General features: G+C 63.4%; 12 protein-coding genes. 5 read left to right on the forward strand and 7 right to left on the reverse strand.

Translation table 11 applies throughout. The annotated features are described in order from the left end of the window. Positions 1-53: 53 nt before the first annotated feature. Genes LHJ54_RS00820 through LHJ54_RS00835 form a run of 4 tightly spaced genes read left to right on the forward strand, consistent with a single transcriptional unit; the run spans position 54 to position 4,280 of the window. Positions 54-680 carry a polysaccharide biosynthesis/export family protein gene (locus LHJ54_RS00820; RefSeq protein WP_228241732.1) on the forward strand — a complete coding sequence of 209 codons (627 nt, stop codon included), beginning with the start codon at positions 54-56 and terminating at the stop codon, positions 678-680. Next, positions 677-1,927 carry a hypothetical protein gene (locus LHJ54_RS00825; protein WP_228241734.1) on the forward strand — a complete coding sequence of 417 codons (1,251 nt, stop codon included), beginning with the start codon at positions 677-679 and terminating at the stop codon, positions 1,925-1,927. Before LHJ54_RS00820 ends, LHJ54_RS00825 begins: the two co-directional genes overlap by 4 nt. Beyond that, positions 1,927-3,396, forward strand: coding sequence for a Wzz/FepE/Etk N-terminal domain-containing protein (locus tag LHJ54_RS00830; protein ID WP_228241735.1), 1,470 nt, complete (start codon positions 1,927-1,929; stop codon positions 3,394-3,396). The genes LHJ54_RS00825 and LHJ54_RS00830 overlap by 1 nt, the downstream gene beginning before the upstream one ends. Continuing rightward, on the forward strand, positions 3,396-4,280 hold the full coding sequence (locus tag LHJ54_RS00835) for a CpsD/CapB family tyrosine-protein kinase (protein ID WP_228241736.1): 885 nt from the start codon (positions 3,396-3,398) through the stop codon (positions 4,278-4,280). Before LHJ54_RS00830 ends, LHJ54_RS00835 begins: the two co-directional genes overlap by 1 nt. Before the next feature lie 114 nt (positions 4,281-4,394). Here LHJ54_RS00835 and LHJ54_RS00840 read toward each other — a convergent pair whose 3' ends face one another. The 6 genes from LHJ54_RS00840 to LHJ54_RS00865 all read right to left on the reverse strand — a co-directional run bounded on the left by LHJ54_RS00840 (position 4,395) and on the right by LHJ54_RS00865 (position 11,430). Then, positions 4,395-5,627 (reverse strand): glycosyltransferase family 4 protein, encoded by a 1,233-nt coding sequence (locus LHJ54_RS00840; RefSeq protein ID WP_228241737.1) that lies wholly within the window; start codon positions 5,625-5,627, stop codon positions 4,395-4,397. Positions 5,628-5,663: 36 nt separating this feature from the next. After that, positions 5,664-6,638: a glycosyltransferase family 2 protein gene (locus tag LHJ54_RS00845; RefSeq protein WP_228241740.1), complete on the reverse strand. Its 975-nt coding sequence runs from the start codon at positions 6,636-6,638 to the stop codon at positions 5,664-5,666. A gap of 211 nt (positions 6,639-6,849) precedes the next feature. Continuing rightward, on the reverse strand, positions 6,850-8,217 hold the full coding sequence (locus tag LHJ54_RS00850) for an O-antigen ligase (protein ID WP_228241741.1): 1,368 nt from the start codon (positions 8,215-8,217) through the stop codon (positions 6,850-6,852). Between the two features lie 46 nt (positions 8,218-8,263). Continuing rightward, positions 8,264-9,661, reverse strand: coding sequence for an exopolysaccharide biosynthesis polyprenyl glycosylphosphotransferase (locus LHJ54_RS00855; RefSeq protein ID WP_228241742.1), 1,398 nt, complete (start codon positions 9,659-9,661; stop codon positions 8,264-8,266). An 89-nt stretch (positions 9,662-9,750) separates the two neighbouring features. Continuing rightward, positions 9,751-10,014 (reverse strand): XrtV sorting system accessory protein, encoded by a 264-nt coding sequence (locus tag LHJ54_RS00860; RefSeq protein WP_228241744.1) that lies wholly within the window; start codon positions 10,012-10,014, stop codon positions 9,751-9,753. A 132-nt stretch (positions 10,015-10,146) separates the two neighbouring features. Then, on the reverse strand, positions 10,147-11,430 hold the full coding sequence (locus LHJ54_RS00865) for an amidohydrolase family protein (RefSeq protein ID WP_241721414.1): 1,284 nt from the start codon (positions 11,428-11,430) through the stop codon (positions 10,147-10,149). Between the two features lie 83 nt (positions 11,431-11,513). Between LHJ54_RS00865 and LHJ54_RS00870 the strand changes: the two genes are divergently transcribed. Continuing rightward, on the forward strand, positions 11,514-13,571 hold the full coding sequence (locus LHJ54_RS00870; RefSeq protein ID WP_228241746.1) for a S9 family peptidase: 2,058 nt from the start codon (positions 11,514-11,516) through the stop codon (positions 13,569-13,571). A 6-nt stretch (positions 13,572-13,577) separates the two neighbouring features. Here the strand turns inward: LHJ54_RS00870 and LHJ54_RS00875 are convergent, their stop codons facing one another. Next, entirely contained in the window at positions 13,578-14,492 is a 915-nt protein-coding gene (locus LHJ54_RS00875) for a MipA/OmpV family protein (RefSeq protein ID WP_228241747.1), read from the reverse strand. Positions 14,493-14,546: the final 54 nt, after the last annotated feature.

Genomic DNA, 14,546 nt, shown 5'->3' on the forward strand with positions numbered 1-14,546 from the left:
TTGATAAGGGGCGCTACACTGAGGTGGGCTCATTATGGGGACGCAGATACACCATGCACATGCCGGCTAAACAATATCTTTATGCAGCCCTGGCTGCGCTCACCGCCTTTTTCGGCGCGCCTGCGGCAACGATGGCGCAGGAACAGGCCCCAGTCGCCGAGGCCGCTCCGCAGGAGTCCGCCTACCGGATCAATGCTGGCGACAGTCTTGAAATCTACGTGTGGGGCGAAGAACGCCTTCAGCGCACCGTCAACGTCCTGCCCGACGGCACCATTGCCTTCCCGCTGGTGGGGCAATTCAGGGTGCAGGGTCTTTTGCCGCAGCAGGTGGAAGAACGCATCCGCGCGGGACTGAGAGACCAGTACCGCGGAGAAGTGCCGCAGATCACCGTCTCCGTTGCGCCCACGGGTCTCCAGTTTTCCGTAATGGGCCGCGTTCAGTCGCCGGGCAGTTTTCAGCCGGGTCGCTATGTCAACGTCCTCGAAGCGCTGAGCCTCGCTGGCGGCCCCAACGAGTTCGCGGATCTCGACAATGTGGTGATCATTCGCAAAGCCGGTGACGCGGTGCGCACCTTGCGTGTCCGCATGGCCCCGTTGTTCAGGAGCGGCGTCAGCACCTCCGACGTACAGCGAGCCAACCTGATCCGGATCGAAAGCGGAGACACGGTGATCGTACCATGACCGGCCACACAGCCGCAGGAAAGTTCGGGCGCAGCCTTCTGCTCGCGACGTGCGTGGGTGTGGGGCTCTGCGCCCCCGCAGGTGCCCAGACGCGCAGCGAAGTTCGCGTGTCGACCGGCATCGGCGTCGAGAACAACCCGTTCCTTCTCGAAGACGGAACAACCAGCGGCGCATCTGTCGCAGGCGAAGTCGATGTGTCCCCGAACATCTCCATCATCGACGGCCGGACTACTTTCAACATCTACGGCAACGCCAGGCTGCGGCACTTCTTCAACGGGTCTGAAACCACGGGTGACGTGCTGCTCGGCGCGCAAGGCACCACGCGCGTGGACGAGCGGACGCAGCTCGGTGCCGGGGCGACATTTCAGACCAGCCGTTCCGCAGCGCAGGATGCGTTCATCTTCGGACGTCCGGACCTCACCGGGCTGGAACCCGGCGCTTCACCAATCATCCCGATCATCGACCCGACCATCGCCGGAGCGAGGGCGCGGTTTACCTCGTATGGCGTGACCGGCTCCGCCAGCCGTCGGCTGACCGAACGGGACAGCGCATCCCTTGGCGTGTCAGTGAGGCAGAGCGAAACATCCGGAGACATCGGTTTCGATTACCGTGTTGCGGACGCTGTGCTGGGATACAGCCGCAGGTTGAACGAGCGGACGACATTGAGCGGCGACGTCGCGCTGTCGCGGTCTGACTTCCTCGGTCAGGTGGCGGGCGACTCCATCAACGTCACGCCGATGATCGGCATCCAGCAACAGGTATCCCCTCGCCTTAACTGGAGCGCCCGTGTCGGCGCCTCGTTCTCCGAGGTGGATGACGGTCTGGGCGGCAAGATCAGCGACACTTCACTGGCGTTCTCTGTCAATGGTTGCCGCCGCGACCCCCGGGGAACATTATGCCTGACCGCAGAGCGGCAGGCACGTCCGACCACGTTCAGCGGCCTTTCCAACTCGACGGCCGTAGTCATTGGTTACGACATGACCCTTGGGCCTCGCGACACCCTGCGGCTGGATGCGACATACCGCCGCAGCGACCGGATCATAACGCCGCTGCTGGTGCCCGGCGCGCTGAGCAACCAGGACGAGTTCTATGGCGTAAGTGCGGCTTACCGCCGCGTGCTGACCAACCGGCTGTCGGCCTTCGCAACCGCTTCCTATGCGCAGATCCAGTCGGATCTCTTCTCCGACAGGGACGCCAACTGGCGCGGCTACGTCGGCATCAGCTACACTTTCGGCAGACAGATTTGATGGACCAGACCTTCCAAGATGAACCGCAGGGGCCGGGGATCGGCAATATGCTGGCGCAATTGCCGACCATCCTGCGCGAACGGCGCTGGTGGATCATCATTCCTTCCGTGATCGGCGTGCTGGCGGCCGTGGCCGCCATTCTCCTCATCCGGCCCCTTTATGAATCATCGGCCCTCATGCTTGTGGAATCGCCGCAGATCCAGGATCAGGCGATCGCCAGCACGGGCGGCGAAGTGGTCGACCGGCGCATTGCGCGCATTCGTGCCGAAGTCATCAGCCGCCCCAACCTCATCAGCCTGATCGAACGCCATGGCCTGTATGCCAGCGCCCGGGGTTCGGAACCGCTATCCGCGACGATCGAACGTATGCGCGAGGCGATCTCGCTCGAGCCGACAACCGTGGAGGTTCCCGGAGGTGGCGGCAATAACAGCCGGACCATCGCGTTCCGCCTGGCCTATGAATACAACGATCCACGCGCCACTCAGGCGGTCACCCAGGATCTGATGGACCGGATACTGGAGCTCGATTCGAGTGGGAACGTGGAACAGGCCACCAACACTGTTCAGTTCCTCAGCGATCAGTCGGCCGATCTTGAGCAGCGGATTGCGCAGCTTCAAGGCGAACTGACTGCGATCACCGCGGCCAATGGCGGCGTCTTGTCCGGCGCCGCCGCCCCTGTATTCGGCGGGGGAGCGGGCAATTACGAGTTCCAGATCGCCCAGCTTCAGCGCGACAATGTGCAACTCGCGGCTGAGAAAACGGCGCTGAGCAATGCGGACAATCGCGATCCCAACGTTCTTGCCGCCGAAGCCAGACTTGCCAGCCTTCGCGCGGTCTACACCGAGGATCACCCTGACGTGGCGATCGCCAAGCGTCTGCTGGCGCAGGCACGGCAACTTTCGGCGGAGAACCAGCGGGCAACGCCAACCGACTCCATCGACCGGCAAATCGCCTTCAACAATTCGCAGATCGCCGCCCTGCGCGCAGCCCAGGCGCGTGAGCAGGCGATCGCCGGCGCCCGGATGCAGGCGCAGTCCCGCGGCCCATTGGTGCAGCAGCAGATGGCCAACATCCAGCAGGAATTGAGCGGCCTCAACACGCAGTATCAGGACGTCCAGCAACGTCTGACCATGGCAAGAGCCGGCGTGAAGGCAGAGGACGAGCAGATTGCCGAACGCCTCGCCGTGGTCGAGCCGCCAGTCGTGCCGGATGAACCGATCTGGCCCAACCGTCCGCTTATCCTGGCGATCTGCATTCTGGGCGGTCTCGGACTTGGGTTTGCGCTCGCTATGGCGGTAGAACTGTTCTTCAGGCCGATCCGCGATCCCGACAGCCTGGCCGCGATCACCGGAGAAGGACCGTTGGCGGTAGTGCCTGTGCTGACGGCCCGGCCGGGCCGCAGAGCCAGCGGCGGCGGCGTCTCCCGCTTCTTTCGCCTACCGCGGTTTGGACGAAAGGCAGAAGCCTGATGAGCGGACCTCTCGGCCTTGACGCCGATCTGGGCCGCCGGTCCACCACCTTCTCCGCTGTTGGCGAGGGCGGTGACGGCAGTGCATTTGATGGACATGAGAAAGCAGGCACAACCCCGAACATGACCGTGAACGACATCATGGGCGGCGCAGTCGCCAATCGTTTCACTCCAGACCCCGACGTGCTGGAAGCCAACCATATCGTTGCCTTCGACAGCAGAGACCTGCGTTCCCGGCCCTTCAACCTGATGCGGACGCGGTTCATGAAGCAGCTTGAGCTGCAAAAGATGCGCATGGTCGGGATCACCTCGCCCGCACCGACCGCTGGCAAGTCGCTCCTTTCCATCAACCTTGCCGCTGCGATCGCCCGGCTCAAGGACGTCCCGGTGATCCTTGCCGATCTCGACCTGCGCCGCGGTAGCGTTGCGGAAACACTGGGCATGACAGTCAACTCCGGCGTCACAAGGTATCTCGAAGGCACGTCCGGCAGCATCGAAGAGTCGCTCGTCAGTGTCGAAGGTCTGCCGCTGGTGGTTCTTCCGGCCAAACCGACAACGGGCGATTCCAGCGTACTTCTGTCGGGCGATCATTACGCCAACCTGATGCGATGGTTGCGCGCGCAGGCGGAAACCGCGATTGTGATTGTCGACCTGCCTCCCGTGTTCGCCAATGACGACGCCATGATCCTGATGGAATCGCTTGATGGTTACGTTATGGTCGTGGAAAGCGGAAAGACCACGGCCCGGCAGGTCAGGGACGCGATCGACCTGCTGAAGCCGGCTGTACCGCTTGGAACCGTGCTGAACCGCTACAAGGGCGGAGTTCTCGATTCCTACGGCTACGGCTCTGGTGGCGCGTACAGCCGTTATTATGATCACTCCTGACGGCTAGGCTGCGGCCTATCCGCCTTGCAAGTCGATCTTCAAGGTATCGAGGATGCAGGCCGTTTGGTCGCCGTTCGACGGCGAAGAACCTGTTATCGGCCGACCGGCAGCCGATCAGATGCCGACGCGGTTCTCGAACAAGGCTTTCAGTGGAACCACCGCCTCGTCGATCGTGAATTCATCCAGAACCTTGCGCCTGCCGTTTCGCGCCAAATTGCTGGCGAGTAGATCATCCGTGCAGAGCCGGTGCATCTGCTCTGCCAGCTGCCGCCAGTCGCCGGGCCGGAACAGCAGGCCGGTATCATTGTCCCGGACAAGCTCCGGGATCCCGGCGACGGCGGGAGCAATCACCGGCTTCCCTGCCGCCATCGCTTCCATCAACACGACGGGAAGACCTTCCATGAGACTTGGCAGGACAAAGCCGTCGGCTGCGGCGATGATCCGCAGCGTGTCTTCTTCCTGCAAGGCGCCCAGAAAAGTGACCGCATGCGTCAATCGCGTGGATTGCACCTGCGCCTGCAACGCTTCGCGCAAGGGACCATCCCCGATCACCTCAAGGGTCAGGCTGGGAATCTTGTCACTTATCATTGACAGTGCCTCGAACAGCCCAGGGTAGCCCTTTTCTGCCGAAAGCCGTCCCACCGTGACCAGGCGTCGCACCGATCCGGCAGGAACGGCGGAGGCAGCGGGGGAGACTCCGCAACGCACAATGTGCAGCTTGCCCCAATGCTCCGGCTCCACCGACCGCATCGCCTGAGCGCGCATGAACCAACTGGCGCAGGCGACAAATTCCGCCCGCCGCACCTTGTCAGGCAGCAGCGCACCGGCGGGCGCGTCGGTCTCCGAAATACCATGCAAGGTGAGGCTCCAGGGCAAGCTCAGGTGATCCGCGGCAATCATGCCCACGGTCGCGCCGCTGTTGGCGAAGTGGGAATGCAGGCGGGTTGTCCCGGTCCGGCGCAGCATCGTCGCGAGCGCCAGCGCCTCAGCCAGGTGGAAGAGGCTCCAGAACCACCCGCGAAGTCCCTGCTCCCGATGGCGCTGCGAAAGGACGAGAGATCGCGCAGCCGCCATGGGGCTTCTGATCAGGGCCAGCAGCGCGAGAAAAATGACTCGCCATTTGCCCTGCCCCAGGATCGCGGGCACATCCTCGCCCCAGTCCAGATGGCCGGGCCGCACACTGAATGGCTGGATCGTCAGCCCCTGTCGCCGCAGGGCAGCGATTTCGCGCCGGATAAAGGTATGCGAGATGGCGGGATATTCGCTGGTCAGGTATGCAATCGATGACAAAGCGCAGTTGCCTTTGGGTGCGACGTTGGAACGGGCCTGCTCGGCGGAACGCGCCACGATGCTTCGCCGAGGTTGTGGCAGCGGCAAGGCCAGCTACCCGGCGGATTTGTACTGAACAGCATCGCGCTGACGGTTTCTGACTCTGTCGTTGAGCCAGACCACAGCGCCCTTGAGTTCTGCGAATTTCTGCAGGAGCTCGACCGAAGCCCTTTGCCAGCCCAGCCGCCCCAGAATAGCGCGCCTGGCGATCTGAAGCGGAAAAATGCCCCAGGTCAGCAAGCCCCATGGCGCAAAAGCGACACTCGCAAGCAGGCACAGGGCAGGCAGGATAAATCCCCAGCGGACCGTTCGCCGAAGCAAGTCGCGCGCCGGATTATCGCGCGCTCCGCGGTGCTTGGCCGCGACCTGGGCATAGCCATATCCGGCGCGGGTGTTCCGCCGCCAGAACTGGTGAAAGCTGGTGATGTCGGCATCGTGCCGCGTCATCGGCAAATCCAATCGCTCAATCAGGAACCCTGCGGCTCTGAGCCGGCTGCACAGGTCCGGTTCCTCGTGAGCGGTAAGCGCTGGATCGAACCCTCCCGCCTGACGCAGCGGCGGAACCTTGAACAGAGCATCGCCACCACAGGCATTTGTCAGCCCTACCGGCGTGTCCCATTCGCGGTCGCACAATGCGTTGTAGAAGGACCGGTCCGGAAACTTTTCACGACGCCGGCCACAGACCGCGGCCAGTGCGGGAACGTGCCGCAGACGCTCTGCGGCGGCGTCGATCCACCCGCTTTCCAACTCGCAGTCGCCGTCGATGAACTGCACCAGTTCGACTTCAGGCGCAGTGCGCAACAACCGTTCAAATCCGGCGTTGCGCGCCCGCGCCGCGGTGAAGGGGCGCGTGAGATCGAGGTCGACAACCTGCGCTCCCATGGCGCGCGCAAAGTCCGCGCTGCCGTCTGTGGAGGCGCTGTCGACGTAGACGGCAGGCAGCCCGGGCGGCAGGGAGCGGAGGCACGCCTTGAGCCGCTCACCCTCGTTTCGGCCAATGGCCACGATGCCAATCAACCGCTCAGCCACGCGTAAACATCCCCGACTTCGCTCCGCAACCTCGCCTTTGAAGAAAGTCGAGCCGAGCCGCCTCAACGTTTACGGTAAGCAAGTCGGGCGGGACGAGGCGTTGCACGGCGAAAAAGCTGCGGCTCCAGAACCTTGAGGCACTCGGCTGCGCGGCTAACGCTGAAACAGTGTCGCTGGCCGCTGTCGCACAGATAAGGCTACTAGCCATTTATCAACGCCTGTTCGCGGGCAAGGCAGCCGCAAGCGCCGGCTGGCGCGCACTCGTTCTGATCCCGGGGGGTTGCACCGCCCGCTTGGGCACCGCCCGTTGCTGCTTTCGCTGCACGATGGAGCCGGCGATCACGCCCATGGCTATGGCGAACATGTAGTTCATGTTGCTGAGTACGAACACCCATTCATAGAAGCTTTGCCAGGCGGTCACCAGCACCGCACAGGTGAAACCGAGGACCACGTCGCCGCGCGGATCGCGCCGCTGAGTAAAGGCGAAAGCGAAGCCGCGGATGATGATCAGAAGAAGGAGCGGAGGAAGCGTCAGCAGCCCCAGCCAGCCGAGCTCCGCTGCAGTCAGCCAGTAGAGGTTGTGAACCACGGCGGTTCGGCTTGTACCCGCCCAAGTAACGCCGGCGCGCGCGGAATACCCTTGGGTGATCCCCACAAAGGTGTACCGATTTGCGCCGACCCCAAGCGGGTAGTCACTGAACATCGCACTTGCCGCTCTGACGAACGCCTGCCGCTCCTCGTCCACTTGCGAGACTTCGGCGACGTTGTCGAACCGCTTGGCCAATCCTTGGTACAGCACCGGCGATGCAGCTGCCACCAGCACCGCAAGGATACCGATCAAACCGAACTTGCGGCTTGTTGCATGCCGGAAGACAGAACAAAGGACGAGCACCGCGAGACCCACCCCAAGCGCCGCAATGGAGCCGCGCGAGGCACCTGCGGCGACCGCCGCAAGTCCGCCGGCGACGCCAAATAGGTACAGTTTGGACTTGTTTCCGGCGAGCAGCATCGCAAGCAGCGGAAGCGTGGCGAAGTGCAGCGCCATGCCCGTCAGGTTCTGGTGCCCCATGGTTCCGCTCGCCTGAAAATCGCCGCTCAGCCGCTGGCTGATCGCGACTATCCCCTGGATGATGGCGCCAACGGCCAGACCGCTGGCGATCCGTTGCAGGGCGCCGTTCTGCTGCATCACCGTTGCCACGGTGATGAAGACCAGAAAGGCGCGCAGCAGCTGAAAAGTGAAACTGAAGGATTCAAAAAAGCCGGGCGCCTGAAAAATCGAAAGGAACGTCGCGGCGATATAGGCCGCGAACAGGCCCGTGAATGGCAAGCGCAGTATCTTGAAACGGCTGGTTGCCAGAATGGCGAGACACAGCGTGTCGAGCAGGGTGACGACCAGGCCCTTGGCATAACCCAAACCGCCAATATTCCAGAGCGAGGCGTCGAGGTTGACGGCTGTCTGCACGAACGGAAGCAGTCCGATGGCGAAATACGCATAACTGTAATTTCTGCGGGAAGACCGCAGCCACAGATACAGGCCGGGAATCGACAGCAGGACGATCAGGATGCCGACGTAACGCATGCCTTAATCGCGCACTTCTGCAGCCACTGAACGCGTTCCAGGCAGATCAGTAGGCATTCGGATGCACCACCACCCGCAAGGTTCTCAGCAGAATAACGAAATCGTTCGAAAGCGACCAGGTTGACAGATACTCGATGTCGGCCCGCACCCGCGCCTGCAGATCCTCTTCGCGTTCCGTCGCTCCGCGATGGCCGCGCACCTGCGCCAGTCCGGTTATTCCAGGTTTCAGCGCGTGGCGCAGCCAATACTGGTTGGTTGCTTCCCAGAACAGCGACTTGCCCGCTTGGGAGCCGAGCGCGTGCGGACGCGGACCGACCATGCTCATATGACCGAGCAGCACGTTGAAAAGCTGCGGCAGCTCGTCGATGCTGGTCTTGCGGATGAACCGCCCCACCCGCGTGACTCGGTCGTCATCTCGTCCGGTGGACCGGTTGCCCGCCGCATCCCCCTGTTCGGCGCGCATCGAGCGGAACTTGAAGATCAGGAACTGGCGGTTGCCCTGCCCAACCCTCACCTGCCGGAAGAACACCGGGCCTCTGCTGTCCAGCTTGATCGCAGCCGCCGTCGCGAGCAGCACTGGAGACAACGCGAGCACGGCCAGTCCGGCGATAAGGAGATCAAAGCATCGCTTCTGGATGCGGCTGGCAAGGCTGAGCGGACCCCTGGAGAGAACCAAGGTATCCTGGCTGGCATATTCCCCGATCGCAACTGCGCCATGCAGGATGTCGCGATCCATGATGATCTCGCCGCCGACGTCGTGGCTGCGCAGGAACATGGCCCAGGTGGCGCGCGTCTCGAAAGTGCAGGCCACGATCACCCGATCGAACGGCTGGATCAACCGCGACAGCGAATCCATCCGGGCCGGATGATGCAGGCATGGCGACAGGTTCAGCGCGGCCACATCGATGCTGGTGTGATGCGCACTGCGCGCCGGAAGCTCCACTCCGTCGAGCACCAGCGCAGTGGCGGTGACCTCTCCGCCGAGCCAGCTCTTGCGGATGGCATCCAGGACGAATTTGCCAAGTGTGAGGTACAGGGCCGCAGCGGCGAAGGTGATGATGAATCCGAGGCGGCTGAAATCGTCAACGTCGAACAGGAATATCCCGCCAAGCATGACCAATGCCGTCGCGCCCAGCGCGCCCAGCGACCGCCGCGTGGCGATGGACCGGCTCTGCAGGCATTCGACGCACTGTGCCTCGCGCGCGATCTCGAACATGAGGAACACCGGCAGCGCCACGGTCAGAACCGAATAGTTGCCGACGAGCAGATTGTCGCTGAGCCTGAACAGCAGTGACGTGAAGTAGCCAAGCACCAGAGCCAGCGCATCAAGCAACACCGACGCGGCGTAAAGCACCGCACGCTTGTCACGCGCAGCCATGCCCCTGACCTCGGCCGATTCAGCCTCGAACTTGGGATTGGCCTTAAAATTGGACTCGATGTTCACACGCGATCCGATCGATCATTGGGCGTAAGTTGGCGCACCCGCACCGGCGCATCAAAGCTGATCCAAATCATACAAAGACCAACACGAAATCAGAACTTCGGCAGTTCGACCTTGAGAACCACGAAGATGTAAATCAGAACCCCGATCAGGGTCACTCCGGCGAGCACCTGCAAGCCAGCCGTTCCAGCTTCGAGCCCCTCGTTGCCGAGATAGTTTGCCACCGCACAGCCAACCGCCGGCGGAGCATATTGCCACAGCTTGTCCCGCAGCACCTCTTCACTGGAGCGTTGCAGCATCAATGTCACCAGTCCCGCGAAACAGAACACGGTAATCCAGTCCCAGAATGTCTCCACTGTGTTCCCTCAACCCTTGCCGATGATACGTGGCCATTATTACGCCCGTCTTGCACGAAAGTCTTTAGGCAGTGTTAGCCAGCCCCAAAAGAGGGCTGTCGCTCAACAGAAGGTTAACGGGAAAGGCGTGGGCTATTCGACGACCCGGCCGCGGGCCATCACCCACTCCACCCGTTCCAGCACAGTGGCGTCCGCCAGCGGGTCGCCGGCAACTGCGATGATATCCGCCGAATAGCCCACCGCCAGCCGGCCAAGTTCATCTTCCATGCCCAGCACCTTTGCCGCGGAGGTGGTAGCGCTGGCGAGCGCCTGCCGGCTGTTCATTCCCTGCGCCATCATCAACCGGAACTCGCCTGCGTTGCGGCCGTGGTCGAACACCCCGGCATCGGTGCCGAACGCAATCGGCACCCCCCATTGCATCGCGCGGGTCATGAATACCCGCGCCGTTTCGGCCACCTCGCGCACCTTGGCCTCTACCACGGGAGTATAAACGCCCTGGCCAAGGCGTTCGGATATACCCTGAAACGCCATCAGCGTGGGGATCAGCACCACGCCGCGTTCGCGCATGGCATCGGCGGCCGCCTTGTCGAGATATGTGCCGTGTTCGATAGAGGACACGCCGGCCCGGGCGGCTGCCTCGATCCCGCGCGCGCCATGCGCATGGGCCATGACCGCGAGACCCAGCGAGCGCGCGGTATCTGTTATGCTGCGCATTTCAGCGTCGGAAAAGTGCGCCTCCAAGCCGCGGCCCTGCTGACTCAGCACGCCGCCCGTCGCTGTGATCTTGATCACGTCGGACCCGTTCTGCGCAGCCCGCCGGACCTTGGCCGCGCATTCGACCGCGCCGGTGCAGGCGTAGCCACTCGACAGGACGGCATTCACTTCCGGGCGGAAGCCGGACACGTCGCCATGCCCGCCGACAATCGCCAGCGCCGGGCCGGCGGCAATGATGCGGGGGCCGGTGATCAGTCCTTCGGCGGTGCCGCGCCTCAATGCGAAAGCGGTTTCTCCGCCGCTGCCGGCCTCGCGTACGGTGGTGAAGCCGGCACGTACCGTCAGCGCCGCGTTCTTGGCGCCGACCACCACGCCCCATTCTTCCGGCTCCACCGCTTCCTTCCAGAAGTCACCACCCGGATCGCCCGTTAGGTGGACATGCAGGTCGATCAGGCCCGGCAGCACCGTTCGCCCGGACAGGTCGATTACCTCGTCGGCGCCTGCCGGCGGCGCCGTGCCTGGCGTCACGCTGAGGATGCGGCCATCCTCCACCAGAATGACTCCGGGGCCGATGGAGCCGCGCTCCGCGTCGACGATCACATTGCCGGCAACGATTGCCTGCCGCTGCGCTGCGGCGGGGACGGTCAGCAAGGCCGCCAGTCCCGCGCCGATCGCGGCCATCCGCTTCACCCTGCCGCTCATCCGCACCTCCTCGTCCCGTTGCGCCCCGCTTTGCGGCAAGTTAGAGCCGAGCGGAAAGATCATAGCAAGAGAGGATTGCCTGTATGTCGACCACGCTTTCTGCCACGTTGCGTTTAGGCGCGACCCTGCTCGCCACCGCTGCGCTGGCCCTGCCGCTGCACGCGCGGCCCATGACGGCAGAAGACGTGGCCAGGCTGGAGAGCGTGGGCACCATGGCGGTGTCCCCTGACGGGCGCTCCATCGCGTTCACCACCACCCGGTTGCCGAACGTAACGACGGGGGAGAAGGATGGCACGCCCGCACAGCAGCTCAAGCTTGCCACCGCTCCCGATGCGATACGCACCTTTCTGCCGCAGGATATGAGCGTGGCGGCCATCGACTTTTCACCCGATGGGCGCACGATCAGCTTCCTGTGGAAGAAAGGCGATGAAAAGCGCGCGGTCTGGGGCATCCCGACCGATGGCGGGGCTTACCGCAAGCTGGCGGCAGTGGGCGACGCCGATGTTCGCTCTTACGCCTGGGCACCGGACGGCAGCCGCGTCTTCCTGCTGGCCGGGCCGGCCGAAGACAGCGCGCGCAGAGCCGAAGCGGACAAGGGCTTCACCGCGATTGTGTACGAAGAGGAGGCCCGGCTAAACCGGATGTTCTCGGCCCGGGTGGGGGATACGGTCGATGCGCAGCCCACACCCATAACGGTCCCCGGCTACGTCAGCGCCTTCAAGGTCACTCCCGATGGCCGCACCGGCATCATCGACAGCGCGCCTACCCCCAGCGTCGACGACAGCTTTGTCGCCAAGCGCGTGCACATCGTCGATCTGGCAACCGGTGAGGTGCTGCGGGTAGTGGAAACACCCGGAAAATTGGGAGACGTGGAGGTTTCTCCAGACGGACGGACCCTGTCGATGATTGCGGCGGTCGACGTGAACGATCCGGCGGATACGACCCTGCACCTCGTGGATGTGGCCACCGGACAATTCCGTGCGCTGAACGCGGGCGCGCCGGAAGCAGCCATCGACGCACATTGGCTGCCCGATGGCCGTCTCGCGGCCATTATCCACCGGGGCGCGCAGTCACTGCTGCGTTACTACCGGCCCAACGGCACCGTGGCGGGTGAAGTGGATGCCGGTGATCTGATCCTGACCGATATCAAGGCGAATGGACGCACCCTGGCGGTGGAGGCGACCACCCCGACCCATCCGGGCGAACTGTTCGTGGTGAACGGAAACCGCTTCACCCGCTGGACCGCGCACAACCCGTGGCTGTCCGAGATCACTTTCGGACGGCAACGCGTCATCACCTATGCCGCGCGGGACGGCCAACAGATCGAAGGCATCCTGATCGAACCGGTTGGCGGAGTGCCGGCGGGCGGCGCACCGACTATCATGACTATCCACGGCGGACCCGAAGCACACGATTCAAATGGCTGGCTGACGGGCTATTCCAGTCCCGGGCAGGTCGGCGCCGGGGCCGGTTACGCCGTGTTCTATCCCAACTATCGCGGCTCGACCGCTTATGGCACCGCCTTCAGCAAGGAGCATCAGGGGGATTATGCAGGCAAGGAGTTCGACGACATCGTCGACGGCAAGCGGGCGCTCGTCGCAGCCGGAGTGACGGACCCGAACCGGACCGGGATCACCGGCGGGTCGTATGGCGGCTATGCGAGCGCCTGGGGCGCGACCGCGCAGTCCGAGGAGTTTGCCGCCTCGGTCATGTTCGTTGGCATATCGAACCAGGTCAGCAAGTTCGGCACGACCGACATTCCCATGGAAATGTACAACGTTCACGCCCGCAAATGGCCGTGGGAGAACTGGATGGGCATGCTGGAAGTGTCGCCCGTCTACCATGTGGACAAGGCCGAAACACCCATCCTGATCATGCACGGGGCAGAGGACACGCGGGTGGCGCCCAGTCAGAGCTACGAACTGTACCGCAACATCAAGGTGCGAAAGCCGGAAACACCGGTGCGGCTGGTTCTGTATCCGGGCGAAGGGCACGGCCTGGTCAGGGCTGCCGCGCGGTATGACTACAACACCCGGATGATGCAGTGGTTCGACACCTATCTCAAGACCGGCAACCGGTCTGCCCCAATGCCCGCGCCGCGTCCTGCTCTCAACCTGGCCGGAGCAGCTGTAGCAGAGTAAAGCGCGCTACAGTCCGAAGGTGTATCCGATGCCGACCGCGACGAACCACTGGTCGGCATCGCCCCGGATGCTGGTGAACGGCGTGCGCTTGGCGTCGCCCAGCAGCCGGGAATACCCGCCGATACCAACCAGCGCCAGGCCGCCATCGGTCACATCGCCGCTGAGATCATAACCGACGAGGAGATTGACGCCGACATCCTCGAACCCGCCGCCGGCATCGAAGGCCGGCAGGGACTGTAAAGGCACGGCGGGGTTGGCGGCGGGGACTGAGTAGTAATACTGCGCATAGTCGTCATCGACATACTTCGTACTGAGGGAAAGCGACACGGCCGCCGCGCGGCTGACCGGCGTGAAGTAGGAGATGGACGGTGCGATGGTCATGCCATTGTGGGCACCCAGCACATCCCACCCCAGATCGACATTGAAGCTGAGGCTGTCGAACGGGTTGAGCAGGCGGGGAAAGCTGATCCCGGCTGTTGGGCCGACTTCGATAGCGGTGTCGAGTTCCCCGTAGGCGGCGACGACCTCGTCCTTGATGCGGTTGACCCGGTCCCGGTTCAGCCGGGCGACGACACCTAGGGAGAAGTTCGGCCCCGTCGCCGTGTCGGGGATGAAGTCCAGCGCCAGCCCCGCTGGACGCGGGTTGAGATCGACATCACCGATGCTGCCCTGAACCAGCGGCAGAACCGAGACGATATAATCATCCGACCCGGAATAGCTTGCCCCGTAAGCTGCGCCCAAGCCCACGGTCAGGTAATCTCCGTCGAACACGGTGTCACCGGGCAATTGCGCCAGTGCCTCGTTGGGTACATCCGCGGTTGTCCCAGGAACGCTCGCGTCCTGCGCCGATGCTGGCGATGCAAGCCCAAGGGCAAGGCCGCCAACACAAAATGTCCAACCGATCGCCCGCATCATCTTCATCCCCGTCCGAGTTTGTTCAACAACCGAGCGGCTGATGGCTTGTTCCGCCCCGCT

The organism is Porphyrobacter sp. GA68 (assembly GCF_022605525.1).
Lineage (GTDB): Bacteria > Pseudomonadota > Alphaproteobacteria > Sphingomonadales > Sphingomonadaceae > Qipengyuania_B.